This is a genomic window from Variovorax sp. J22G73, from assembly GCF_030317035.1.
Taxonomy (GTDB): Bacteria; Pseudomonadota; Gammaproteobacteria; order Burkholderiales; family Burkholderiaceae_C; genus Variovorax.
In genome coordinates, this window is sequence record NZ_JASZYK010000004.1 from 346105 (window position 1) to 368194 (window position 22090).

Below are 22090 nucleotides of genomic sequence, written 5' to 3' on the forward strand. Positions count from 1 at the left end.
TCTTTCAGTCAGTCTGGCTCGCCATCATCGCGGCCAGCGTTCGGCGACGCGGGTTCCACACCGTGAGGCACCAGATGCCCCACCACTCCTTGCCGTCGTCGAAGTACGGACTCCACGCACTGCGCCCGGGTTCCCGCTCCGGGTCGCCGACCCAGTCGTGCACGGCGATGCCTTCGCCCGGCAGCATGCCCGTGCATGCGCAGAAGCGCGGGAACAGCGAGGCCCGCTCGGCTTCGTCGGCCACGTCCAGCGTGTAGGGCGGGTCGCCGAAGGCCTGGCAGAGCCACTCGAACCACGAAACCTGCGCCGGATCGCGCTGGTACGACACGCGATGCAGCGGCGCGAAGCGCTCGGCGGCGATGACCGCGGACGCATCGAACGGCGTGGCGCGCGCGGCGTCGACATCGAAGGACAAACGGGATCCGAAAGCGTCCGCGAGCGAAGAGTCGCGCGCGATGGTCTTGCGGCGGTAGTCTTCCACCTGCGCAACGATGTCGTCGCACAGCAAGCGAAGCACCGCGCGATGGTGCGCCTCGCCTGCTTCATCGACGCCTTCCGGCACGCGGCAGACGACGAACTCGAAGGCGGAGCCGACGCGCCGCAGCGTGTCGCGCAACGCTTGCGCCTCGGCCTCCGCGGCCTCATCCAGCGGTGCCAGCGGTGCAAGTGGTGCCAGTGGCAAGAGTCCCGACGCAGGCATGCTCATTTCGCACCCCCCTCATCGGCGGCCGACCGCAAGCGCCCGGCCGGCGCACTTGCCGCAGCATGGGCGCCCACGCGCTCCCAGCTTCGCCACGACGAACAGCGCGCATCGGCAAGCGCACGCAGCCGCGCGATGTCTTCATCGGCACCCCAGCGGCCGAGCGCCGCGATGGCGAGCGTGCGCAGGCTCCACCACTTGCTCTCGAGCGCGGCGGCCACCTCGGCGCGCGCATCCGCCGTCGGTGCCGCGCAGGCCAGCACGCGCAGGCGTGCCGACGCATCGCCCAGCCGGTTGGCGCCTTCACCCTGGCGCGAAGCGGCGTGCGATGCCCGGTGCGCGCGACGGCACGCGAGGCAGCGCACCGCGTTGCTCTCGATGCTCCCGTGCACGACTTCGTACCACCACTTCTGCTGCTTCGCGGTCCAGACTTCTTCAGAACCGCAGTCGCGGCAGGTGAACGGGCGAGCGACGTAGAACCCGGGCAGCGGCCCCCAGGTGTTGTTGTAGCGGCCCAGCACGTCCAGGTCGGCAGGCTCGGTGCCGAGCAGGTGCGGGCACACGTGGCGTTGCCTGTCGGGTGCCCGCAGCCGTGCATCGGCGCGCGCGGCGCGTGCCCGTCGGTGCGCCTTGATCTCGGCGCGTCGTTGCTTGTTGCTTTTCATTTTTCTTCGAACCTCCGTATTGCGTCGCTACGAAGGCGGGCCGGATCTCCCGGCCTCGACCTTCAGATAACCGCCCAGGCCGGCCTTGCGACAGATGCCGTGCGCGACATCGCGCGACGGCAACGCGACCTTGACGCGGTAGTCCACGCCCATGGTCAGCCCTTCACGCAGACGACCTGCTTGAGCGTGTACACCACCTCCACCAGGTCCTTCTGCGCCTCCATCACCGCGTCGATGTCCTTGTAGGCCATCGGAATCTCGTCGATCACGTCGGCGTCCTTGCGGCATTCCACGCCCTCGGTCGCGGCGATCTGGTCGGCGATGGTGAAGAGCTTCTTGGCCTTGGTGCGGCTCATCTTGCGGCCGGCGCCGTGGCTGCAGCTCATGAAGCTCTCGGGGTTGCCCTTGCCGCGCACGATGTAGCTCTTCGCGCCCATGCTGCCGGGGATGATCCCCAGCTCGCCGGCCTTCGCGCTCACCGCGCCCTTGCGGGTCACCAGCACGTCTTCACCGAAGTGCGTCTCGCGGCTCACGTAGTTGTGGTGGCAGTTCACCGCTTCCACGTGCGCCTCGAAGGGCTTCGCGATGACCTTGCGCGCGGCCGCGACTACGCGCTGCATCATCACCTCGCGGTTCGCCAGCGCGAACTTCTGGGCCCAGCCCACCGCGCGCACGTAGTCGCCGAAGTACTTGGCGCCCTCTTCGAAGTACGCCAGGTCCTGGTCGGGCAGGTTGCGCTGGTGCAGTTCCGCGTCTTTCTTCGCGAGCTCGATGAAGTGGGTGCCGATGGCATTTCCCACGCCGCGCGAACCCGAGTGCAGCATGAACCACACGGCGCCCGCTTCGTCCAGGCACACCTCGATGAAGTGGTTGCCGGTGCCCAGCGTGCCCAGGTGCTTGTGGTTGTTGGTGTTCCTGATGCGCGGGTAGTCCTCGCAGATCAGGTCGAACTCGTCCACCAGGCGGGCCCAGGCCGCATCGGTTTCGTCGGGCGGCGTTTCCCACGAGCCCTTGTCGCGGCCCATGCGCTTGGGGTTGCTTCCGTGCGGCACGGCCTTCTCGATGGCCGCGCGCAGCGGGCCCAGGTTGTCGGGCAGGTCGCGGGCGTTCAGCGTGGTCTTGCAGGCCATCATTCCGCAGCCGATGTCCACGCCCACCGCGGCGGGAATGATGGCCTTGAAGGTCGGGATCACCGAGCCCACGGTCGCGCCGATGCCGTAGTGCACGTCGGGCATGGCCGCGATGTGCTTGAACACGATGGGCAGGCGCGCGGCGTTCTCCAGCTGCTTCTGCGCCTCGTCTTCCACGGGCACGCCGTGCGTCCACATCTTCACGGGGACGCCGTTGGAAACCTCGTGCAGTTTGTAGTTCTGTTCCATTTTTCTTCTCTCTCTCCAAACAAAAAAGCAGCGACAGGAATCGACGAAACGTCGTGCTCTGACCACTGAGCCGCGGGCTTCAGAGCGGCGGGATTCGAAGCCGGGGCCACAACATCAAGCGTCTGTAGTTCCGCCTGTTATTCGGTTGTCTTCTTGCGCTGCGATTCCTTATTGCAACGGGTGTGCCAGTGTGGGCTCGTGGCCTTCGACATTTTCCAAGCCGTTGATTTGATTGGTCTTTTTCCTTGATTCGCCCGAAGTTAGTGCGAACGCCTCAGAAACTTTTTGTTCATTCTTATAATTTTGGCTAGCAATCTAGCCAGAAAATGAAGAAACCCATCGTCGTCGTCGGCTTCCTCGGCACCCAACTCGATGCCGGCCAGGGCGCGGGCCGCTGGAACAAGTGGCGTCCCACGGTCTCGCTCGCGCAGCACGAAGACATGGTCGTCTCGCGCATGGAGCTGCTCTACACGCTGCGCCACAAGGCGCTGGCCGAGGTGGTCAAGGCCGACATCGTCTCGCTGTCGCCCGAGACCGTCGTCAACCTCGTGCCGATGGACCTCGCCGACCCCTGGGACTTCGGTGAGGTCTACACGCGCCTGTACGACTGGGCCCGTGCCTACCCCTTCGACACCGAGCGCGAGCAGTACTGGACGCACATCACCACCGGCACGCACGTGGCGCAGATCTGCATGTTTTTGCTGTCGGAGTCGCGCGTGGTGCCGGGCGTGCTCGCGCAGACCTCGCCGCCGCGCCGCCAGGTCGAAGGCGAGGCCGGCAAGTGCACGCTGATCGACCTCGACCTGTCACGCTACGACGTGATCGCCCGGCGCTTCGACGCCGAGCAGCGCGACGCGGTCGCCTTCCTGAAGAGCGGCATCGCCACGCGCAACGCGCGCTTCAACGCGCTCATCGACGAGATCGAGCGCGTGGCCGTGCGCTCGCGCGCGCCCATCCTGCTGGTCGGGCCGACGGGCGCGGGCAAGAGCTTTCTGGCGCGGCGCATGTTCGAGCTGAAGCAGTCGCGCCACCAGATAAGCGGGCCCTTCGTGGAGGTGAACTGCGCCACGCTGCGCGGCGACGGCGCGGCCTCCACCCTGTTCGGCCACAAGAAGGGTTCGTTCACCGGCGCGGCCAGCGACCGGCCGGGGCTGTTGCGCACCGCGAACCAGGGCGCGCTTTTTCTGGACGAGATCGGCGAGCTCGGGCCCGACGAGCAGGCGATGCTGCTGAAGGCCATCGAAGAAAAGCGCTTCTTCCCCGTGGGCGCCGACAAGGAAGTGGAGAGCGACTTCCAGCTCATTGCCGGCACCAACCGCGACCTGCGCAAGGACGTGGCCGAGGGGCGCTTTCGCGAGGACCTGTTCGCGCGCATCAACCTCTGGACCTACGACCTGCCCGGCCTCGCGCAGCGGCCTGAAGACATCGAGCCCAGCATCGACCACCTGCTGGCCCTGCACGCCACCGAGAGCCACCGCGTGGTGCGCTTCAACGCCGAGGCGCGCGCGGCCTACCTGCGCTTCGCGCAGAGCGGCGAGGCGCTGTGGAGCGGCAACTTTCGCGACCTGTCGGCCAGCGTGACGCGGCTGGCCACGCTGGCCGACGGCGGCCGCATTCCGGTGGCGCTGGTCGAGGCCGAGATCGCGCGGCTGCGCTGGCTGTGGAAGCGCGAAGGGCCGGCGGCAGCGCGCAGCGGCGACATCGATCTCGATGCGTTGCTCGGCGACGAGCGCAGCGCCGCGCTCGACCTGTTCGACCGCCTGCAGCTCGAGGCCGTGGTGCGCGTGTGCCGGCAGTCGCGCAGCCTGAGCGACGCGGGTCGCCAGCTCTTCCAGGCTTCGCGCGAGCAGCGCAGCGTGGTGAACGACGCGGACCGGCTGCGCAAGTACCTCGTGAAGCACGGGCTGGACTGGGGCCAGCTGGGCCGCTGATAGATTCGGCGGCTCGCGAACCGAAAAATCCTTGGGAGGGTGGTGAACCGATGAAAAAGAAGCTGTATGCGATGACAGGCGCCTTGAGATCCGCAGGCGCAGTACTGGCGCTGGCTGCAGGCGTTGCCACCGGCGCGCAGGCCGGCAGCGTGCTGCGCCCGGGCCTGTACGAAGGCCTGATGCTGGCGCTCGATGGCGGCGGCAACGTGAGCGGCGCCTTCGCGCAGCAAGGCAGTTGCAGCTTCCGCATCGCGGGCCGGCTCGGCTCGCAGACGGTGGCCGAGGTTCGCACCGTCGACGGCTCGGCGCCCGCCATCGAAGGGCGCGTGACCGCTGGCACCGGCAGCGTCACCCTCGCCCTGCCGGGCGGGCAGCAGCTGCCGGGCTGCGGCAACGTGCTGCCGCCGTTGATCGACAAGGGCCTGGAGCTCGACCTCACGCACAAGGCCGCATGGCGCCACCTGATCGGCGTGACGGCCGACAAGACGGCGCTGCGCAAGTCGCCCACCGACGCAGGGCGCGCCTATGTCGTGCGCGGCGACGTGCTGGGCGTCGTGTCCGAAAAGGAGGAGCTGCTCGAGGTCGACTTCGTGAGCGCGAGGGGCGGCGTGGTGCGCGGCTGGATCGCGGCGAAGGACGCGAAGGCGATCAAGCCGTAGTGCCGTGGTAGCTCCGTGCAGCTCCGTGTAGCTCCTTGCAACCCCGCGCTATCCTCCGCCCCCATGGCCGTCTCCGCATTCGTCGTGAAAGTGCCCGCCGCCGAGCCGCTGGCCGGCGACCTGCGCCGCCGCTACGACGCCAGCGTGGCGCTGGGCGTGCCGGCGCACATCACGGTGCTGGTGCCGTTCATGGACCCGGCGCTGGTCACCACCGACGTGATCGAACGCGCGGCGCGCGTGCTGCGGCGCACGCCTTCTTTTTCGTTCGCGCTGGGCGGCGTCGGGCGTTTTCCGGAGACCGCGTACCTCGCGCCCGAACCGGCCGCGCCCTTCATCGCGATGACGCTGGCGCTGGTGCAGGCCTTTCCCGGTTTTCCGCCCTACGGCGGCGAGCACGCAAGCGTGGTGCCGCACCTTTCCGTGGCCCATGGCGATGCGCGACATGCGGAAGAAGCCGCCACGGAACTGCGTGCGCGGCTGCATGCGTCAGACCCCGTGCACGCGGTGTGCACCGAAGTCACGCTCATCGAAAACACGAGCGGCCGCTGGCAGGACATGCATGTCTTCAAGCTGCCCCAGGCCGGCGACTGACCCATGCCCAACGTTCTCTTCATCTGCAGCCGCAACCAGTGGCGCAGCCCCACCGCCGAACAGCTCTGGCGCCGCCATCCTCAGGTGTCGGCGCGCTCCGCCGGCACCAGCCCGAACGCGCGGCGCAGGGTGTCGGTCGACGACATCGAATGGGCCGACGTGATCCTCGTGATGGAAGAAAAGCACAAGTCGCGGCTGGTGGCCGAGTTCACGCGCATGCTGGCGCACAAGCCCGTTCATGTGCTCGACATTCCGGACGACTACAAATACATGGACCCGGAACTGGTCGACGAGCTTCAGCGCTCGGTGCCGTCCATTCTTGGAATCGATTGACGCCCATGCCAGAGATCTACATCAGCACCGACGTCGAGTCCGACGGCCCCATTCCAGGCCCGCACTCGATGCTGAGCTTTGGCTCGGCGGCGTACACGGCCGACAAGCAACTGCTCTCCACGTTCAGCGCCAACCTGCAGACCCTGCCCGGCGCCCAGCCCGACCCCAAGACCGCCGCCTGGTGGCAGACCCAGCCCGAGGCCTGGGCCGCCTGCCGCACCGACCTGCAAGACCCGGCGCACGCCATGAAGAACTATGTGGGCTGGCTCAAGGGCCTGCCGGCGCGGCCGGTGTTCGTGGCGTACCCGGCGGGCTTCGACTTCATGTTCGTCTACTGGTACCTGATGCGCTTTGCCGGCGAGAGTCCGTTCAGCCATTCGGCGCTCGACATGAAAACCTTCGCCATGGCCATGCTGAAGCTCGGCTACCGCGACAGCACCAAGCGCGCCATGCCGCGCCGCTGGTTCGACAAACTGCCGCACACGCACGTGGCGCTGGACGACGCCATCGAGCAAGGCGCCCTCTTCTGCAACATGCTGGCGGAGAGCCGCGCGGCCGTGCAGGAGGGGCCGGACGTGCAGGGCACCCAGCCATGACGGGCCAGCGCATTCGCCGCTGGTGCAGCAAGCTCGCGCTGTGCACGCTGCCGCTGCTGCTGGCGGGCTGCGTGCAGTCGATGTTCTATTACCCCGACGACGTGCGCTATGAAACGCCCGACGCGCTGGGCGTGCGCTACGAGCCGGTGCAGTTCACCAGCGCCGACGGCACGCGGCTGAGCGGCTGGTTCCTGCCCGCCGAAGGCCGCGCGAATCCGAAGGAGGCCAAGGGCACGGTGGTGCACTTCCACGGCAACGCGCAGAACATGAGCACGCACTGGCGCTTCGTGGCATGGCTGCCCAAGCAGGGCTACAACGTGCTCGTGTTCGACTACCGCGGCTACGGCCAGTCCGAAGGCAAGCCCGAGCCCAAGGGCGTGTTCGAAGACGCCAACGCCGCGCTGGACTACGTGCGCACGCGCGCAGACATCGACCCCGAGCGGCTCTTCGTGTTCGGCCAGAGCCTGGGCGGCACCAACGCCATCGCGGTGGTGGGCTCGGGCAACCGCGCGGGGGTGAAGGCGGCGGCCATCGAGTCGACCTTCTACTCGTACTCGTCGATTGCCAACGACAAGTTCAAGGGCGCCGGGCTGCTGGTAAGCGACACGTACGCGGCGTCGAACTACGTGGCGGCGGTGTCGCCCATTCCGCTGCTGTTCATCCACGGCACGGCCGACCAGGTGATTCCGCTGGCGCATTCCAGGCGCCTGTTCGCCGAGGCGCGCGAGCCCAAGCGGCTCATCGAGGTGCCCGGCGCCGGCCACCTGGAGCCGATGACGGGGCAGCGCTTTGGCCATGCCTACCGCAAGGCGCTGACCGACTTCTTCGACGCGGCCCTGCACCCCCTGCAGCAATGACGATGAAACACTTCGACGAAGCCGCCACCCGCGCCCCGCTGGGCTTCGAGCGGCTGGTGCCTGCCTTGCACACCGCCTTCGCGGGCCAGGCCCAGGTGCCGCCGCGGCATGTGCACGGCATCGAGACGGGCACGCAGGGTGGCGACAACGTCAACGACGTCACTAAAGGCACCGTGCTCATCATGCCGGCGTGGAGCGACGCGGGCTTCCTGGGCATCAAGACCATCAACATCTTTCCCGGCAACAGCGCGCGCGGCCTGCCCGGCCTGCATGCGACCTATGTGCTGTACGACGCCCGCACCGGCGTGCCGCTGGCCCTGATGGACGGCAACGAGATCACCGCGCGCCGCACGGCCGCCGCGTCGGCGCTGGGCGCGTCGTTTCTCGCGCGGCGCGGTGCACGCCGCCTGCTGGTGCTGGGCACCGGGCGCATCGCGCGCATGCTGCCGGCCGCGCACGCGAGCGTGCGGCCCATCGACGAGGTGCGGGTGTGGAACCACCGCCCCGCAGGCGCCGAGGCGCTGGCGGCGCAGTGGCGCGCCGAAGGCTGGAACGCGCAAGCGGCCACGAACCTGGAAGCCGCCGTGCGCCAGGCCGACATCGTGAGCTGCGCCACGCTGGCGACCGCGCCGCTGGTGCGCGGCGACTGGCTGGCACCGGGCTCGCACCTGGACCTGATCGGCAGCTTCACGCCCGCCATGCGCGAGGCCGACGTGCACTGCTTCGCGGGCGCGCGCACCTTCGTCGACACCGACGAGGCGCTGCAGAAGTCCGGCGACCTGCTCGACGCCATGGCCGCCGGCACGCTGCGCGCGCAGGACGTCCAGGGCACGCTCGCCAGCCTGTGCCGCGCGGAGAACGGCACGGGCCGCGCCAACGACAGCGAGCGCACCGTGTTCAAGGCCGTGGGCAGCGCGCTCGAAGACCTGACCGCCGCGACGCTCGTGTGGCAGTCGAGGGACAACCCCTAAGCCTTACGGCTTAGTTCGGGACTACAAAGGGGCCGCGGATGGGCTTTTGCCTACATCCGGATACGTCATGTAGCCAATAGCGTGTGTTTCGCGGCACAGCTATTGTTCTGTGCACTATCGACAGAGGGGGCCCACCGCATGCTCAGCACCGAACACAAAGCCAACATCCTGCGCAAGGCCGGGTACGCCGTGCCTGCGGTGCCCGGGAGCGTGGACAGCATCTACCAGACGCCCCAGTGCTGGGGCAAGGCCATCGAGACGCTGTATGTGTCTTACGCCGCCAGCCGCGCGGCGAAGAGCCTGCGCGATGCGGAAGAAGCCCGCATGCTGGCGATGCTGCAGTTGCGTTCGGCCAAGGCCTACGCCTGAGCCGCTGACCGGCTGAGCCGCTGCGCCGCACGCGAGCCTCGCGTTCACTGGCTCGCAGCGGAGGCTCGGCAGGCGGTCAAGCCATCAAGGCTTTGTTCAGGGCTTTCTCTGCTTTTCCGGCGCGTCGTTGCTGCCGCCGCGCGACATCTGGCCCGCCTTCATCGCATCGCGGTTCGCGGCACGGCGCTTGGCCGATGCGGCGCGCCGCTGATCCCGCGTCAACTTCGGCCCCGTGGTCGGGCGAACCTCGCCTTCCTGTATCTGCTGGCCGCGCGCCGCGGCGGCGCCCTCCATGCGGCGCTCCTTGCGCGCCTCGGTGCGTTCGGCGCGCGTAGTGGGCGCCGAGGCCGTTGCCTTGCCCTGCGCGGGATCGGCTTCGCCGGAAGACTGCGCGAACGCCAGCGACACGACCATCATCTGCGCCAGGGCCAGGCATGCGGGCACGAGCATTTTTTTCATCGCGACGACCTTTCAGGGAGTTCCAGCGAGCTGGAAGCAAACGGAGAACAAGGAGCCGGCGGCATTGTGGCTACGGCCCCGGCCTTCTGTCCATCACCCTGCGGAGGTACTGCCTGGCTTCACGCTACCGGCTGGCCGCGACCAGCAGCATCATCGGCCGCTCCCGCTCCTCGGCCAGCGCGGGCAGCGCGGCCACCTGCTCGTCGCTCGGTCCCCACTCCTGCACGTGCTCGATGCGAAAACCCGCCTTCACCAGCGTGTTCAGCAAGGTGCCCAGCGTGCGGTGCTGCTTGACGACGCCCTCGGCCAGCCAGTTCGTGACGCGCGGGCCTTCCGCCTGGTAGCTGTCGAGCGGCCACGACTTGCGCCCTTGCGCGTCGATGTGCCAGCCCGGCGCGCGCGGCGCCATGAAGACGGGATGCTCGATGGAAAACACCAGCCGGCCCCCGGGCACCAGCGCCTGGTGCACCGTGGCCAGCAGGCGCGCGATGTCCTCGATGTAGTGGAAGGCGAGCGAGCTGTAGGCGAAGTCGATCGATTGCGACGGCAGCGCGAGCGCCTCGAGGTCGGCGCGCACGTACGCGATGGCGTCGTCGGCGCCGAAGGCCTGCGCCTTGGCGAGCATCAACTGCGACACGTCGAGCCCCAGCACCGACTGCGCCCCCTGCGTGCGCGCCCAGCGGCAAAACCAGCCCAGGCCGCAGCCCAGGTCCGCCACGCGCAGGCCTTGCAACGGCGGCACCAGCGCGCGCAGCGCGGGCCACTCGGGCGCGCCGTCGAGCCCGTGCACCGAGCGCGGCAGTTGCTGGTAGCCCTCGAAGAAGGCGGGCGTGTCGTAGATGTTCTGGGCCATCGATGGAGTCCTTGGCAGTCAGCCTGGCTCCATTATTTCAATGACCCGCGGTCTTCACCGCCCTCGCCGCCTTCGTTTGCTTTCGCTTGCTCTTACTTGCCCTGTGCCGACTGCAGCACCGGGTTCTGCATGGTCGAGATGACCTTGCTGTTCACGCGCGAGCCGCTGGTCACGTTCTGGTCGGGTGCCGCGGCCGTGGCCATGGCTTCCTGGTAGACCTGGGCCGGGTCGCGTTGCGAGGTGAACGGATCGGCGCCGCGCGAGCCGCGGGTCACGTTCTGGTTGGGCGCGTGGGCCGTTTCGACGGCCTGCTTGTACATGGCTTCGGAATCGGCCGTGGACTTGAACGGATCGGCACCGCGCGAGCCGCGGGTCACGTTCTGGTCCTTGGCGTGCGCGGCGGCGACGGCTTCGGCTTCGACGGCTTCGCGCGTGCGTTGCTGCGCGCTCACCGAGGTGACGGAAGTGACGGCGAGCAGCGCGACGGCGGCGGCGAGGGCGAGTTGGGTGGTCTTCATGGTTCGTCTTTTCTGTGAGTTGTCTGACTGTTTGGATGGAGTCCGCCCGGCGATGCGGGAAAACCCTGAGCAAGACTAGTCAAGGCAAAAGGCAGATCCGTGACGGCCCCGAGCCGCGGACCGGGCTCTTCGGCGCGCACTGCAGCACGGGCGAATTTCTGATAGCTGCGGTGGTCCTGCGCGTTTAGCCTTTCGCGCGTCTGCTCGACAAACCTCACTGAACACCAGCGAAAGGAACCCATCACCATGGGACTGTTCGATTTCCTGAAGAAGAAACCCGCCATGCCGGAGACCATCGAAGCCGGCATGGCCTCGCAGGCCGACGACTTCGTCGGCGCGTTCTCGCGGCCGGGCGCGCCCATCGACGGCGCGCGGCTCGACTACACCGCCGCCTCGCTCCCCTTGGTCGACCGCGTGCTCGACGACTTCTTCAAGCAGCAGGCGCCGCTGCCCGACGACCTTCACTTCCTGGCGTCGGCCTATGTGTTCGAAGTGGCGCGCCGCGAGTTCGGCGGGCGCTACCTGCGCGGCGACGAAGACAACCCCTTCGTGCTCGTCATCGGCCAGGGCGACGCGCAGGTTGGCGTGTGCGTGATGGGCAAGGTGCGCGGGCGCGCCGTGAACGGGCCGGAGGACGACCTGGGCTTCTTCTACGCCGGCATCGCGCCGGTGGTGGCGCGCGGGGTGAGCGCCACGCTGATCTGAAGGCCGCGCCGCGCGGTCACAGCCGGCTGCTACCCGCTGCGCCCGCCTCCTTCGAATAATGCGGCGACGGCCCGCGCGCCCCTGGCAGCGGCGCCGCATTTCAACCTCGTTCGAAGGAGACAACCCCAATGGCTCGCAAGATCCTCATGCTCTGCGGCGACTACGCCGAAGACTACGAAACCATGGTGCCCTTTCAGGCCCTGCTCGCCGTCGGCCACACCGTGCACGCGGTGGCGCCCGACAAGAAGGCCGGCGACTGGGTGCACACCGCCATCCACGACTTCGAGGGCGCGCAGACCTACAGCGAGAAGCCGGGCCACCGCTTCACGCTGAACGCCAACTTCGCCGACGTGAAGCCCGAGGCCTACGACGCGCTGGTCATTCCCGGCGGCCGCGCGCCCGAGTATCTGCGCATACACACCCGCGTGGTCGAGATTGCCAGGCACTTCCTGGCGACCGACAAGCCCGTGGCCTCCGTGTGCCACGGCGCGCAGCTGCTCGCGGCCACCGGCCTGCTCAAGGGCCGCAAGGTGTCGGCATACCCGGCGTGCCAGGTCGAGGTGGAGCTGGCCGGCGCGGAGTACATGGGCATTCCGGTGGACCAGGCCTTGACCGACCGCAACCTGGTCACCGCGCCCGCGTGGCCCGCGCACCCGGCGTGGCTCGCGCAGTTCCTGGCGGTGCTCGGCACGCGCATCGCGCACTGAACGCCGCGGGCAGCGCTACAGTGCCTGCCTTGCCCACCACCGAACCCAGGAGGCCGCATGTGCGAAGTCTTCATCAGTGCCGACCCGCAGAGCTACGACGCGCGCACGCGCTCGGTGCGGCTGCACGGCGTGGTCACCAGCATCCGGCTGGAGAACCTGTTCTGGCAGGTGCTCGAGGAAATCGCGCAGCGCGACGGCATGGTCGTGGTGCAGCTCATCGAGCGGCTGTACGACGAGCTGGTGGCCGCGCGCGGCGAGGTCGGCAACTTCGCGTCGTTCCTGCGCGTGAGCGCGCTGCGCTACGAGGCGATGGTGGCGCAGGGGCGCATTCCGGCGGACACCTCGGTGGCGATTCGCTCGCTCGACGCCAAGGCCGTGCTGCATGCATTGCCGCAGGGCTGGGGCCGGCCACAGCCCGATGCACAACCCCGACTGACAGCCGCCGACAGCCGCGTTCGCACGCTGCATGTCGCGGCGCGGCGGCACGCCTGACAGACGGTTGCTACAGCGGCTACAGCGGCTATCGCGGCTACCGCGGCTTGAAACCCGGCACCTTTTGCCAGGGCGCATCGCCGCTGCTGCGCTCCCATGCCGCGCCGACCGGCGAGTCGGTGATCTCGCTCAATGTCGGGTCCATCTTCAGGAACGAGTTCAGCGGGCAGATCTTGGGCGGGTTCGCGTCCAGCTCCTGCTGCGTCTCCTTGCCGCTCGAAAAGACCCAGCCGGAGTCGTACGGGTTGTTGGGCTTCACGCGGTAGGCGAAACCCACCGGCAGCCGGTGGGGTCCCATGACCCCGTCGGACGCAAGCACCAGCGGTGCGAGCGCGGCGAACTTGTCTTCCCACGGTTCCTTCTTCTTTTTGCCGAATGGCCACATGGCGCGCTGTGCCTGAATGAAGGGCACCCTCCCTGACACCGAATTTGCCCTGTGCGCACGGGCTTGGCAAGCGGCCCTGTGTCAGACGCTCGCCCCCCGTTGCCGCTGAATCTGCCGCTTCTGCGGCCCGTCCGGCCCCTTGTAGGTGGGCGACAGCCGGCGCCGAAGGGACTTGATTGCGGCCGCTCGCGCCGCCTGCACGCCCGCATCCGCCGTGTCGATCGCCTGCACCCACGCGAGCGACTCCGCAACGAGTGCGCCGCGAACCGCCCAAAGGCAGATGCTTTGCAGCAAGGGCGTGGCGGCCGTGTCGAACGCCCGCGTCACGGTCCGCAGCACATCGCGCATGACGGCCTCGTCGACCTTCACGCCGTCGTCGAAGCTCAGCAGCAGGTTCAGCGCCGCCAGCGCCTTCCATTCGGCATGCGTGGCGTCCGTGGCCTGCCACTGCGCCGACGCGCAGAAGCCGACCAGCGCCTGCACGCTCTCGACGGTCTTCACCTCTTCGAGAACGCCCACGGCAAAGCCGGCAAGCGCGGCGTCCGCCAGCAACGGTTGCAGCGCGGGAACGCCGCCACGCCCGAAGGCCGCGCAAGCCCGTGCCCATCGCGCGAAAGGCACGACGCGCGTGCCGTCTTCGCGCAAGCCCTCGCTCAGCCAGCCGTGCTGCGCGCAGAGGCGTTCGATTTCGTCCGCGCCTTCGGCACCGTGGACCCGCGCGAAACGGACCATGTTCTCGACATCCATCGATCCTCCGTGGGCCGAGGGCGCCGGGCCCTTCGATGCCTTGCGGGCGAGTGCATTCAGGTTCATCTCTTCATTGCCGTTGTCTGTTGTCGGTCCGTTCAGCGCCTGGCGCCCTTCACCTTGTCGATGAGCTGCCGCGCCCACCGGCCCATCGCCATCGGCCCGAGCCGGTGGCTGAGCCGCGCCTTCTGCTCCGGCGGCATCTGGTCGCCGAAGCGGCGCAGCGTGTCTCGCAGCGTCGCGAACTCGGCCGCGTGATCGCCCAGGGCGGCTTGCGCGTCGGCCAGCCATTCACCGGCGTTGATGACGCGCTCGCGCAGCCGCGCATCGGTGGTGTCGCCGAAGCTGGCAATCAGCTGCTGGTGCACCGCGGCACGGCCCGCCTGGTCGCCGCGCTCGCGCAGCAGGCTCGCCTTGTTGACCATGGCCTTGGCCACCCACAGCTGCAGCGCGACCTCCCTGGCGTGCAGGTCGCGACCGATGACCAGCTCGTAGCTGTTCAGCGCGGCCGGCGCGTCGCCGGCCTGGCGCTGGGTGATGCCGCGGCAGTACAGCGCGCGGGCCACGCACAGGCGCAGGTCGGTCACGTCGGAAGTGGCCCAGCGCGCGAAGATGTCGTCGTACAGCCGCAGTTCTTCGTCATGCCGGCCGAGCTTGTCGAGCGCGGTGCACTTGTGTTCGAGGCAGCGCGCCACGTGCTCCTGCACCGACATCGACAGCTCCTCGCCGTAGCGCGCGTCCATCAGGTCGGCGGCGGCGATCACGCACTCCAGCTGGCCCAGTTGCAGCAGCCAGTACACCTTGTTGGCCAGTGCGCGCGCGCACTGGTAGCGCAGCTCGGGGTGGGCGGCCTCGGCGTGCGCGTGCAGCACCTCGTCGAACAGCGCGATGCCTTCGCGCACCTGGCCGGCCTCGGCGCATTCCGAGCCGCGCGTGATCGTGTCGCGCACCGCGTCGCGCTGCGCCACGGGCAGGTCGGCAAAGTCGCGGTCGTGCTCCTCGCCGGTCAGCGTCTTCAACGTGTTCAGGCAGGTGAGGCGGCTGGCGCCCGCCTTGGCCAGCACGTCGCGCATGCGCTGCGAGGTCACGTTGCGAAAGCGCGCGAGGATCTCGTCGTACACCACCAGCGCGTCGGCGGGGCGCTCCATCAGCATCAGCAGCAGGTAGCCCTTGTTGAGCAGCGCGCTGGCGACCGTCATGCCCAGCGCCCCCTCCTGCACGCCGGCGGTGAGCGCGAGCAGGCGGTCGTAGGCGGCCAGCGCGGCGTCGAAGGCATCGGCTTCGCGCAGGTCCACGGCATGCGCGTACAGCGCGTCGGCCACGCGAAGGCGCAGCTCCTGCGGGTCGTCGGCCCCGGCAGGCGGGCCGACGCGCGCGACCAGGTCGTCGAGCAGGGCGGCGTGGGCCTCGGGCGTTGCAGAAGTCTCGTCCAGCAGTTCAAGGCATTGGAGCTGCGCGTTGATGGCTTCTTCGCGAAGCGCGGCGCTCGCGTCGGGCGCGATGGCCGCCACCAGCGCCTGGTACAGGGCCAGCGCCTCCTGCGGGCGATCCAGTTGCGCCAGCGTGCGGGCGCGGCCTGCCGTGGCGTGCGCCACGACCAGGGCGATGTCGGAATTGAGGTTGGAGTCCCCGTCGGCTGGCTCGCTGGCGTCGCCGAAGCGTTCCTGCACCGCCGCGTAGACCGCGAGCGCGTCGCCCGGACGCCCCAGGTTGCGCAGCGAGTGCGCGCGCGCCATGCCCGCGCGCGCCACCCACAGGCGCACGCGCGCCGCGGGCGCGTCGCCGAAGCGTGCGTCCAGCGCGTCGCACAGCGCGAGCGCTTCTTCGGGCGTCTCGGCGTCCAGTGCCAGCCTGCACATCGCGGCCACCACCTCCGCCTCGATATCGGGGTCGGTGTGCGCGCGGTAGCGCGCCACGAGCGCGGCGCGCGCGTCGGCCAGCTCGTCGTACTGGTCGAGGCCGCGCAGCACATGCGCCTTCAGCACCATCACGCGGCAGGCGTGGCGCGCGACGCCGGGAAACTCATCGACGCCATGCGCGGCCAGCACCTCGTCGCAGGCCGCGATCGCGTGTTCGGGCTCGCGCGCGTCGTCGAACATGTCGGCGCGCAGGAAGCCCGCACGCGCGTGCACCTCGCGCAGCGCCTCGCGTGGGTCGTCGGCGTAGGCCGCGAGCACGCCGTCGAGCATGGGAATGGCCGCTTCCACGCGCTGCCCGGCTTCGGCCAGGCGCGCCGCCTGCGCGATGCGGGCGTGGCCGACGCGGGCCGCCACCGACGCCTCGGGCGCGTGGGCCGAATCGCGCCACACGGCGTCGAAGGCCTCGCGCGATTCGTTCGGGTAGTCGAGTTCAGCGAGCAGGTCGGCGCGCCAGATGCGGGCGCGTGCCACCGTCTCGCGCGTGGCCTCGGGCGTGTCGCCGGCAAAGCGGCGCGCGATGTCTTCGCAGCTGCGCACCATGTCGACCTTGGCGAAGGCGCCGCCCAGCGTGCCGGCCACCAGCGCGCGCTGCAACGCGGCGTTGGCGACCCAGCTGCGCAGCGCGGGCGTGTCCGCGTCGGCGAAGCGCCGCTGCACTTCTTCGTAGGCCTCGATTTCGGGCTGCGCCTTGCCCAGCGCGCGCCAGGCCAGGCCCTTGCAGTTGAGCGCCTGCGCGATCCAACGCGCGCGGCCGGCGGGTGCGGCGTCGGCATGGGCGAGCAGCGCGTCGCACAGCGCGACGCGCTCGCTGTGCCGCCCGAGCTGCGCCAGCGCCTCGCCCTTGCGCAGCCAGGCTTCGTACAGATGCTCTTCGAGCGAGGGGTCAGTGGCGGCGTGCAGGCGGTCGATGACCTGGTCGGCTTCTGCGATGGTGGCCTGCGCGGCCTGTGCGTCTTGCGCGGCTGTTGCGGCGGCTGTGGCGGCGGCTGCGTTCGTGTTCAAGCGGATGTCCTCCCTTGCGTGCAGCGTCGGCGCGCCGCTCGCCTGCTGGGTGCAGGCTGGCGGACTTTAAAGGAAGGCGGGGCGAGAGATAAGTAGGACCATGGCGTGAATTCGGTCGCCTTGGCCGTGGCCGCGCGAGGGTGCGTGGATGACAATCTTGCGCACTGCCCAATACGCGGACACCGCCCGACGGAGGAACTGAAGATGGCTTACTTGAAGGAACTCAAGGTCACGTTCACGCGCAAGCGCGTCGACGACGACCTGCTGAACAAACCCGTGGACAGCCCGGAGCAGGTCTACGCGCTGTTCAAGGACATGCAAAACGAGACCAAGGAAAAGGTCGTGGTGCTGCACCTGAACCCGCAGCTCGAAGTGCTTTCCTATGAGCTTGCAGCCATCGGGACCGGAACGCAGGCCCTGATCGATCCGGTGGAGCTGTACCGCAATGCGATGCTGGCGCGGGCGCACTCGCTGATCGTGGTGCACAACCATCCGTCGGGGAACCCGAAGGCTTCGCCGGCCGATCTCGACATGGCCAAGCGCCTGCTCGATGTGGGCAAGCTGCTGGGCATGGAGCTTCAGGACTTCATCATCATTGGCGACGACACGTACACGAGCTTGCGCCAGGACAAGGTGTTCTGACTCACTCCACCACCGCGCCCGAACTCTTCACAATCCCCGCCCACTTGGCACTCTCCCGAGCAATCAGCGCAGCATAGTCAGCCGGCCCGCCCAGCAGCGGCACGGCCCCTTCCACGTCCAGCCGCGACTGGAACTCCTTCTCCCCCGCCACCTTCAGCATCTGCGCCGCGAGCTCGTTGACGAACGCGGCGGGCGTGCCGCGCGGCGCGAGGAGCCCGTAGGTCAGCGTGCTCTCGAAATCGGCAAGCGCGGGTACGCCCGACTCCATCACGGTCGGCACGTCGGGCAACGACGGCAGGCGCCTGGCGCTGGTGACCGCGATGGCGCGCAGCCGCCCGCCCTTCACCAGCGCGAGCGCGGGCGGAATCACGCTGAACATCATGTGCACCTGCCCGCCCGCGAGGTCGGTGAGCGCGGGGTTGGTGCCCTTGTAGGGAATGTGGGTCAGCCTGGTGCCGGTGCGTTCGGCGAAGAACTCGCCGCTCAGGTGGCCGCCGGTGCCGCTTCCGCTCGATGCGTAGTCGATGGCGCCGGGCTTCGTCTTCGCCTCGGCCACCAGGTCAGCGATGGTGCGGATCTTCGAGCTGGCGGGCACCACCAGCACCAGCGCCGACGACGCGAACATGGCCACCGGCGCCAGGTCTTTGCGGGGGTCGAACTTCAGGCCCTTGTACAGCGCCGGGTTGATCGACACGGTGCCGGTGTGGCCCAGCAGCAAGGTGTTGCCGTCGGCGGGGCTGCGCACCACTTCGCCGGTGCCCAGGTTGCCGCCCGCCCCGGGCTTGTTGTCGACGACGATGGCCTGCTTGCGCAGCTCGCCCAGGCCCTTGGCCATCTGGCGCGCGAACACGTCGTTGCCGCCGCCGGGGGCGAAGGGAACGACGATGCGAATGGGTTTGGCGGTGTCGCCCTGGGCCCCTTGCGGCACCTGCGCGAAAGCCGGCAGGGCCGCTGCGGACAGCAGGCCCAGCAGCATCTCGCGCCGGGTGGTTGAAGAAGCAGCGGCAACAACGACTCGGCGCGAGGGGTGCGTCATGACGGGAGCGTCAGGCGCGGGTCACACGCGTTCGAGAATCAGCGCAATGCCCTGCCCCACGCCGATGCACATGGTGCACAGCGCGTAGCGCCCGCCGCCCTTGTGCAGCTGGTTGATGGCGGTGGTGGCCAGGCGCGCACCGCTGGCGCCCAGCGGGTGGCCCAGCGCGATGGCGCCGCCGTTGATGTTCACGCGGGCGTCGTCGTCCTTCAGGCCCAGCAGCCGCAGCACGGCGAGGCCTTGGGCGGCGAAGGCTTCGTTCAGTTCGATGACGTCGATCTGGTCGATGGTGAGGCCGGTGAGCGCCAGCACCTTCTGCGTGGCCGGCGCGGGGCCGATGCCCATCACGCGCGGCGCGACGCCGGCGGTGGCCATGCCGACGACGCGGGCGCGCGGCGTGAGGCCGTGCTTGGCGGCACTGGCTTCGTCGGCCAGCAGCAGCGCGCAGGCGCCGTCGTTCACGCCGCTGGCGTTGCCGGCGGTGACGGTGCCGTCGGGGCGCACGATGGGCTTGAGCTTGGCCAGCGCCTCCAGGGTGGTGTCACGAGGATGCTCGTCCTTGTCGACGATGAGGGCGTCGCCCTTTTTCTGGGGCACGGTGACGGGGACGATTTCAGCATCGAAGAAGCCCGACTTCTGCGAGGCCACGGCGCGCAGCTGCGAGTTGAGCGCCATCAGGTCTTGCGCCTCGCGCTCGATCTTGTAGTCGGTGGCCACGTTCTCGGCCGTCTCGGGCATGGAGTCGACGCCGTACTGCGCCTTCATGAGCTTGTTGACGAAGCGCCAGCCGATGGTGGTGTCGTACACGGCGTTGTTGCGGCTGAAGGCGCTCTCGGCCTTGGGCATGACGAAGGGGGCGCGGCTCATGCTTTCCACGCCGCCGGCGATCATGAGGCCGGCTTCACCGGCGCGAATGGCGCGCGCGGCGGTGCCCACGGCGTCAAGGCCCGAGCCGCACAGGCGGTTGATGGTGGCGCCGCCCAGCTCCAGCGGCAGGCCGGCCAGCAGCGCGGACATGCGCGCGACGTTGCGGTTGTCTTCGCCGGCCTGGTTGGCGCAGCCGTACAGCACGTCGCCCACGGCTTGCCAGTCGACGTTCTTGTTGCGTTCCATCAGCGCGCGCAGGGGCACGGCGCCCAGGTCGTCGGTGCGCACGCTGCTGAGCGAGCCACCGTAGCGGCCGAAGGGGGTGCGAACGGCGTCGCAGATGAAGGCTTGGTTGGTCATGGTGTGTGTCTCTTGAAAAGTCTTGAACGAAATCAGGCGGCGGCGGCGGCCGCGGGCGCGATCGGCAGGCCGACCAGCTTCTCGAGTTCTTCGCGGCTCAGGCCGTCGACCAGGTCGACGAGCTTCAGGCCCTGCGGCGTGCATTCGATGGTGGCCAGGTCGGAGTACACGCGCTTCACGCAGGCGATGCCGGTCAGCGGATAGGTGCATTGCGCGACGAGCTTGCTCACGCCCTGCTTGGTCAGCAGGTCCATCATGACCCAGGTCTGCTTGGCGCCGATGGCCAGGTCCATGGCGCCGCCGACGGCGGGAATGGCGTCTTTCTCGCCGGTGTGCCAGTTGGCGAGGTCGCCGGTGGCCGACACCTGGAACGCGCCGAGCACGCAGATGTCGAGGTGGCCGCCGCGCATCATGGCGAAGCTGTCGGAGTGGTGGAAGAACGAGCCGCCCGGCAGCAGCGTGACGGGCTGCTTGCCGGCGTTGATGAGGTCGTAGTCTTCTTCGCCGGCCTCGGGCGCGGGGCCCATGCCGAGGATGCCGTTCTCGCTCTGCAAAATGACTTCGCGGCCCTTGGGCAGGTGGTTGGCCACCAGCGTGGGCTGGCCGATGCCGAGGTTGACGACGGCGCCGTCGAAGATGTCCTGCGCGACGCGGGCGGCCAACTGGTCCTTGGTGCGACGGGTGTAAGTCATGGTCATGCTGCCTTCTTGAAACCGCCGGCCTGGGTCGCCACGCGTTCGATGCGCACCACCTGGTGCACGAAGATGCCCGGGGTCACGATGGTCTCGGGGTCGAGGGTGCCGAGCTCGGCAATGTCGTGCACGGTGGCCACGGTTTTCTTCGCGGCCATGGCCATCACGGGGCCGAAGTTGCGCGCGGCCTTGCGGTACACCAGGTTGCCCCAACGGTCGCCGCGCTCGGCCTTGATGAGCGCCACGTCGCCGTGGATGGGGTACTCCAGCACGTACTGCTTGCCGTCGATTTCGCGGGTCTCGCGGTTGCCGGCCAGTTGCGTGCCGTAGCCGGTGGGGCAGAAGAAGGCGCCAATGCCGGCACCGGCGGCGCGAATGCGCTCGGCCAGGTTGCCCTGGGGCACGAGTTCGAGCTCGAGCTTGCCGCTGCGGTACAGGCCGTCGAACACCTGGCTGTCGGCCTGGCGCGGAAAGCTGCAGATGATCTTGCGCACGCGGCCGGCCTTCAGCAGCGCGGCCAGGCCGGTCTCGCCGTTGCCCGCGTTGTTGTTGACGACGGTGAGGTCCTTGGCGCCCTGCTCGACGAGGCCGTCGATGAGCTCGTTGGGAATGCCGGCGGTGCCGAAGCCGCCGATGAGAACCGTGGCGCCGTCGGGGATGCCCGCCAGGGCGTCCGCGACCGAGCGCGCGATCTTGTTGATCATGAAGCTTGTCTCCGGGTAAGAAGGAAAAGGAAGCCGCTGAAGAAGAACAACCAGTGCCGCAATCCGTTCGATCCAGCTCGATTCTGCGAACTGCCGAATTGTTCGTCTAAAGAACATTTGTTCGTATAATGAATTCTAGAGAGGAACGCTCACCATGGCAACCCGCCCCGCACAAACTCATACACCTGACACACCCGCCCCCGGCGACAGCTACGTGCAGTCGTTCGCGCGCGGCCTGCAGGTCATTCGCTCGTTCAGCGCCGCGGCGCCGCACCAGACGCTCAGCGAGGTGGCCGCGGGCAGCGGGCTCACGCGCGCGGGGGCGCGCCGCATCCTGCTGACATTGCAGACGCTGGGCTACGTGGTGACAGACGGCAAGCTCTTCACGCTCACGCCGCGCATCCTCGACCTGGGCTTCGCGTACCTGTCGTCCATGCCCATCTGGAACCGCGCCGAGCCGGTGATGGAGGCGCTGGTGCAGCAGGTGCAGGAGTCTTGCTCGGCCGCGGTGCTGGACGCGACCGACATCGTGTACGTGCTGCGCGTGCCCACGCAGAAGATCATGCGCATGAGCCTGGGCGTGGGCTCGCGGCTGCCGGCCTACTGCACCTCGCTGGGCCGGCTGCTGCTGGCCGACCTGGACGACGACGAGGTGCGCGCGCGGCTGGAGGCATCGAACGTCGAGGCCATGACCAAGCACACGGTGACCGACATCGACGCGCTCATGGCCAAGGTGGCGCAGGCGCGCAAGCAGCAGTGGTGCCTGGTGAACCAGGAGCTGGAAGAAGGCCTCATCTCCGTGGCCGCGCCCATCGTCGACAGGCGGGGCCGCATGGTGGCGGCGCTGAACATCAGCGGGCAGGCCAACCGCACGAGCGCCAAGGTGATGCAGGAGACGATGCTGCCGGCGCTGGTGGACGCGGCGCGGCGGGTGTCGCAGCTGCTCTGAGC

At 68.8% G+C, this 22090-nt stretch carries 27 protein-coding genes; 13 read left to right on the plus strand and 14 right to left on the minus strand.

All coding sequences use genetic code 11. From position 1 onward, the window contains the following. Positions 1 to 4: 4 nt before the first annotated feature. The 4 genes from QTI51_RS18115 to QTI51_RS18130 form a co-directional block, all read right to left on the minus strand. Complete coding sequence (locus tag QTI51_RS18115; RefSeq protein WP_286516049.1) at positions 5 to 616, minus strand: hypothetical protein; 612 nt, start codon at positions 614 to 616, stop codon at positions 5 to 7. A gap of 86 nt (positions 617 to 702) precedes the next feature. After that, on the minus strand, positions 703 to 1365 hold the full coding sequence (locus tag QTI51_RS18120; RefSeq protein ID WP_286516046.1) for a zinc-ribbon domain-containing protein: 663 nt from the start codon (positions 1363 to 1365) through the stop codon (positions 703 to 705). Positions 1366 to 1392: 27 nt separating this feature from the next. Next, positions 1393 to 1518: a hypothetical protein gene (locus tag QTI51_RS18125; protein ID WP_286516044.1), complete on the minus strand. Its 126-nt coding sequence runs from the start codon at positions 1516 to 1518 to the stop codon at positions 1393 to 1395. 2 nt (positions 1519 to 1520) lie between these two features. After that, positions 1521 to 2744 carry an RtcB family protein gene (locus QTI51_RS18130; protein ID WP_116909389.1) on the minus strand — a complete coding sequence of 408 codons (1224 nt, stop codon included), beginning with the start codon at positions 2742 to 2744 and terminating at the stop codon, positions 1521 to 1523. A gap of 326 nt (positions 2745 to 3070) precedes the next feature. On the opposite strand from QTI51_RS18130, the gene rtcR reads away from it, so the two are divergent. The 8 genes from rtcR to QTI51_RS18170 all read left to right on the plus strand — a co-directional run bounded on the left by rtcR (position 3071) and on the right by QTI51_RS18170 (position 9051). Next, a complete protein-coding gene (gene rtcR, locus QTI51_RS18135) occupies positions 3071 to 4675 on the plus strand; it encodes an RNA repair transcriptional activator RtcR (RefSeq protein WP_116909390.1) in 1605 nt (534 codons plus the stop codon). 50 nt (positions 4676 to 4725) lie between these two features. Next, on the plus strand, positions 4726 to 5334 hold the full coding sequence (locus QTI51_RS18140) for a hypothetical protein (protein ID WP_116909391.1): 609 nt from the start codon (positions 4726 to 4728) through the stop codon (positions 5332 to 5334). Between the two features lie 63 nt (positions 5335 to 5397). Next, the gene (locus tag QTI51_RS18145) at positions 5398 to 5925 is read left to right on the plus strand and encodes a 2'-5' RNA ligase family protein (RefSeq protein WP_116909392.1); all 528 of its coding nucleotides are present in this window, start codon (positions 5398 to 5400) and stop codon (positions 5923 to 5925) included. A gap of 3 nt (positions 5926 to 5928) precedes the next feature. Beyond that, a complete protein-coding gene (locus QTI51_RS18150) occupies positions 5929 to 6258 on the plus strand; it encodes a low molecular weight protein tyrosine phosphatase family protein (RefSeq protein WP_116909393.1) in 330 nt (109 codons plus the stop codon). Between the two features lie 5 nt (positions 6259 to 6263). Beyond that, complete coding sequence (locus QTI51_RS18155; RefSeq protein ID WP_116909394.1) at positions 6264 to 6854, plus strand: 3'-5' exonuclease family protein; 591 nt, start codon at positions 6264 to 6266, stop codon at positions 6852 to 6854. Next, complete coding sequence (locus tag QTI51_RS18160) at positions 6851 to 7711, plus strand: alpha/beta hydrolase (protein WP_286516042.1); 861 nt, start codon at positions 6851 to 6853, stop codon at positions 7709 to 7711. Before QTI51_RS18155 ends, QTI51_RS18160 begins: the two co-directional genes overlap by 4 nt. 2 nt (positions 7712 to 7713) lie before the next feature. Further along, positions 7714 to 8682 carry a bifunctional Delta(1)-pyrroline-2-carboxylate/Delta(1)-piperideine-2-carboxylate reductase gene (gene lhpI / locus QTI51_RS18165; RefSeq protein ID WP_116909396.1) on the plus strand — a complete coding sequence of 323 codons (969 nt, stop codon included), beginning with the start codon at positions 7714 to 7716 and terminating at the stop codon, positions 8680 to 8682. A gap of 138 nt (positions 8683 to 8820) precedes the next feature. Further along, positions 8821 to 9051, plus strand: a complete 231-nt coding sequence (locus QTI51_RS18170; RefSeq protein ID WP_116909397.1) for a hypothetical protein — start codon at positions 8821 to 8823, stop codon at positions 9049 to 9051. 96 nt (positions 9052 to 9147) lie between these two features. Here QTI51_RS18170 and QTI51_RS18175 read toward each other — a convergent pair whose 3' ends face one another. The 3 genes from QTI51_RS18175 to QTI51_RS18185 all read right to left on the minus strand — a co-directional run bounded on the left by QTI51_RS18175 (position 9148) and on the right by QTI51_RS18185 (position 10881). Next, on the minus strand, positions 9148 to 9501 hold the full coding sequence (locus QTI51_RS18175; protein WP_116909643.1) for a hypothetical protein: 354 nt from the start codon (positions 9499 to 9501) through the stop codon (positions 9148 to 9150). A 133-nt stretch (positions 9502 to 9634) separates the two neighbouring features. Further along, the gene (locus QTI51_RS18180) at positions 9635 to 10363 is read right to left on the minus strand and encodes a class I SAM-dependent methyltransferase (RefSeq protein WP_116909398.1); all 729 of its coding nucleotides are present in this window, start codon (positions 10361 to 10363) and stop codon (positions 9635 to 9637) included. A gap of 92 nt (positions 10364 to 10455) precedes the next feature. Beyond that, positions 10456 to 10881, minus strand: coding sequence for a hypothetical protein (locus QTI51_RS18185; RefSeq protein WP_116909399.1), 426 nt, complete (start codon positions 10879 to 10881; stop codon positions 10456 to 10458). Between the two features lie 246 nt (positions 10882 to 11127). Here QTI51_RS18185 and QTI51_RS18190 point away from each other — a divergent pair, with 246 nt between their 5' ends. From QTI51_RS18190 to QTI51_RS18200, 3 genes are all read left to right on the plus strand, one after another. Then, complete coding sequence (locus QTI51_RS18190; RefSeq protein WP_116909400.1) at positions 11128 to 11586, plus strand: hypothetical protein; 459 nt, start codon at positions 11128 to 11130, stop codon at positions 11584 to 11586. Positions 11587 to 11714: 128 nt separating this feature from the next. Next, positions 11715 to 12293, plus strand: a complete 579-nt coding sequence (locus tag QTI51_RS18195; protein WP_116909401.1) for a DJ-1/PfpI family protein — start codon at positions 11715 to 11717, stop codon at positions 12291 to 12293. Between the two features lie 57 nt (positions 12294 to 12350). Beyond that, positions 12351 to 12785, plus strand: coding sequence for a ribbon-helix-helix domain-containing protein (locus tag QTI51_RS18200; RefSeq protein WP_286516041.1), 435 nt, complete (start codon positions 12351 to 12353; stop codon positions 12783 to 12785). A gap of 37 nt (positions 12786 to 12822) precedes the next feature. Here the strand turns inward: QTI51_RS18200 and QTI51_RS18205 are convergent, their stop codons facing one another. The 3 genes from QTI51_RS18205 to QTI51_RS18215 form a co-directional block, all read right to left on the minus strand. Next, on the minus strand, positions 12823 to 13170 hold the full coding sequence (locus QTI51_RS18205) for an immunity protein Imm33 domain-containing protein (protein ID WP_132748780.1): 348 nt from the start codon (positions 13168 to 13170) through the stop codon (positions 12823 to 12825). Positions 13171 to 13251: 81 nt separating this feature from the next. Beyond that, positions 13252 to 13983, minus strand: a complete 732-nt coding sequence (locus tag QTI51_RS18210; protein ID WP_286516040.1) for a hypothetical protein — start codon at positions 13981 to 13983, stop codon at positions 13252 to 13254. Between the two features lie 32 nt (positions 13984 to 14015). After that, positions 14016 to 16838: an ATP-binding protein gene (locus QTI51_RS18215; RefSeq protein WP_286516039.1), complete on the minus strand. Its 2823-nt coding sequence runs from the start codon at positions 16836 to 16838 to the stop codon at positions 14016 to 14018. A 105-nt stretch (positions 16839 to 16943) separates the two neighbouring features. Here QTI51_RS18215 and QTI51_RS18220 point away from each other — a divergent pair, with 105 nt between their 5' ends. Then, positions 16944 to 17480, plus strand: coding sequence for a JAB domain-containing protein (locus QTI51_RS18220; RefSeq protein WP_132748782.1), 537 nt, complete (start codon positions 16944 to 16946; stop codon positions 17478 to 17480). 1 nt (position 17481) lies between these two features. Here QTI51_RS18220 and QTI51_RS18225 read toward each other — a convergent pair whose 3' ends face one another. The 4 genes from QTI51_RS18225 to QTI51_RS18240 are packed head-to-tail and all read right to left on the minus strand — an operon-like array spanning position 17482 to position 21139. Continuing rightward, a complete protein-coding gene (locus QTI51_RS18225; protein ID WP_116909406.1) occupies positions 17482 to 18516 on the minus strand; it encodes a Bug family tripartite tricarboxylate transporter substrate binding protein in 1035 nt (344 codons plus the stop codon). A gap of 21 nt (positions 18517 to 18537) precedes the next feature. After that, a complete protein-coding gene (pcaF, locus tag QTI51_RS18230) occupies positions 18538 to 19743 on the minus strand; it encodes a 3-oxoadipyl-CoA thiolase (protein ID WP_116909407.1) in 1206 nt (401 codons plus the stop codon). A gap of 32 nt (positions 19744 to 19775) precedes the next feature. Further along, positions 19776 to 20441: a 3-oxoacid CoA-transferase subunit B gene (locus QTI51_RS18235; protein ID WP_116909408.1), complete on the minus strand. Its 666-nt coding sequence runs from the start codon at positions 20439 to 20441 to the stop codon at positions 19776 to 19778. Beyond that, positions 20438 to 21139, minus strand: a complete 702-nt coding sequence (locus QTI51_RS18240; RefSeq protein WP_108136890.1) for a 3-oxoacid CoA-transferase subunit A — start codon at positions 21137 to 21139, stop codon at positions 20438 to 20440. The genes QTI51_RS18235 and QTI51_RS18240 overlap by 4 nt, the downstream gene beginning before the upstream one ends. Before the next feature lie 154 nt (positions 21140 to 21293). Here QTI51_RS18240 and QTI51_RS18245 point away from each other — a divergent pair, with 154 nt between their 5' ends. Then, positions 21294 to 22088, plus strand: coding sequence for an IclR family transcriptional regulator domain-containing protein (locus tag QTI51_RS18245; RefSeq protein WP_116909409.1), 795 nt, complete (start codon positions 21294 to 21296; stop codon positions 22086 to 22088). The last annotated feature ends 2 nt before the right edge of the window (positions 22089 to 22090 follow it).

What these genes read in the sequence shown, in the direction of transcription:
- QTI51_RS18120 (WP_286516046.1), bottom strand. Translation starts at nt 1,365, where the DNA reads ATGAAAAGCAACAAGCAACGACGCGCCGAGATCAAGGCGCACCGACGG.
- QTI51_RS18125 (WP_286516044.1), bottom strand. Translation starts at nt 1,518, where the DNA reads ATGGGCGTGGACTACCGCGTCAAGGTCGCGTTGCCGTCGCGCGATGTC.
- QTI51_RS18130 (WP_116909389.1), bottom strand. Translation starts at nt 2,744, where the DNA reads ATGGAACAGAACTACAAACTGCACGAGGTTTCCAACGGCGTCCCCGTG.
- rtcR (WP_116909390.1), top strand. Translation starts at nt 3,071, where the DNA reads ATGAAGAAACCCATCGTCGTCGTCGGCTTCCTCGGCACCCAACTCGAT.
- QTI51_RS18140 (WP_116909391.1), top strand. Translation starts at nt 4,726, where the DNA reads ATGAAAAAGAAGCTGTATGCGATGACAGGCGCCTTGAGATCCGCAGGC.
- QTI51_RS18145 (WP_116909392.1), top strand. Translation starts at nt 5,398, where the DNA reads ATGGCCGTCTCCGCATTCGTCGTGAAAGTGCCCGCCGCCGAGCCGCTG.
- QTI51_RS18150 (WP_116909393.1), top strand. Translation starts at nt 5,929, where the DNA reads ATGCCCAACGTTCTCTTCATCTGCAGCCGCAACCAGTGGCGCAGCCCC.
- QTI51_RS18155 (WP_116909394.1), top strand. Translation starts at nt 6,264, where the DNA reads ATGCCAGAGATCTACATCAGCACCGACGTCGAGTCCGACGGCCCCATT.
- QTI51_RS18160 (WP_286516042.1), top strand. Translation starts at nt 6,851, where the DNA reads ATGACGGGCCAGCGCATTCGCCGCTGGTGCAGCAAGCTCGCGCTGTGC.
- lhpI (WP_116909396.1), top strand. Translation starts at nt 7,714, where the DNA reads ATGAAACACTTCGACGAAGCCGCCACCCGCGCCCCGCTGGGCTTCGAG.
- QTI51_RS18170 (WP_116909397.1), top strand. Translation starts at nt 8,821, where the DNA reads ATGCTCAGCACCGAACACAAAGCCAACATCCTGCGCAAGGCCGGGTAC.
- QTI51_RS18175 (WP_116909643.1), bottom strand. Translation starts at nt 9,501, where the DNA reads ATGCTCGTGCCCGCATGCCTGGCCCTGGCGCAGATGATGGTCGTGTCG.
- QTI51_RS18180 (WP_116909398.1), bottom strand. Translation starts at nt 10,363, where the DNA reads ATGGCCCAGAACATCTACGACACGCCCGCCTTCTTCGAGGGCTACCAG.
- QTI51_RS18185 (WP_116909399.1), bottom strand. Translation starts at nt 10,881, where the DNA reads ATGAAGACCACCCAACTCGCCCTCGCCGCCGCCGTCGCGCTGCTCGCC.
- QTI51_RS18190 (WP_116909400.1), top strand. Translation starts at nt 11,128, where the DNA reads ATGGGACTGTTCGATTTCCTGAAGAAGAAACCCGCCATGCCGGAGACC.
- QTI51_RS18195 (WP_116909401.1), top strand. Translation starts at nt 11,715, where the DNA reads ATGGCTCGCAAGATCCTCATGCTCTGCGGCGACTACGCCGAAGACTAC.
- QTI51_RS18200 (WP_286516041.1), top strand. Translation starts at nt 12,351, where the DNA reads ATGTGCGAAGTCTTCATCAGTGCCGACCCGCAGAGCTACGACGCGCGC.
- QTI51_RS18205 (WP_132748780.1), bottom strand. Translation starts at nt 13,170, where the DNA reads ATGTGGCCATTCGGCAAAAAGAAGAAGGAACCGTGGGAAGACAAGTTC.
- QTI51_RS18210 (WP_286516040.1), bottom strand. Translation starts at nt 13,983, where the DNA reads ATGAACCTGAATGCACTCGCCCGCAAGGCATCGAAGGGCCCGGCGCCC.
- QTI51_RS18225 (WP_116909406.1), bottom strand. Translation starts at nt 18,516, where the DNA reads ATGACGCACCCCTCGCGCCGAGTCGTTGTTGCCGCTGCTTCTTCAACC.
- pcaF (WP_116909407.1), bottom strand. Translation starts at nt 19,743, where the DNA reads ATGACCAACCAAGCCTTCATCTGCGACGCCGTTCGCACCCCCTTCGGC.
- QTI51_RS18235 (WP_116909408.1), bottom strand. Translation starts at nt 20,441, where the DNA reads ATGACCATGACTTACACCCGTCGCACCAAGGACCAGTTGGCCGCCCGC.
- QTI51_RS18240 (WP_108136890.1), bottom strand. Translation starts at nt 21,139, where the DNA reads ATGATCAACAAGATCGCGCGCTCGGTCGCGGACGCCCTGGCGGGCATC.
- QTI51_RS18245 (WP_116909409.1), top strand. Translation starts at nt 21,294, where the DNA reads ATGGCAACCCGCCCCGCACAAACTCATACACCTGACACACCCGCCCCC.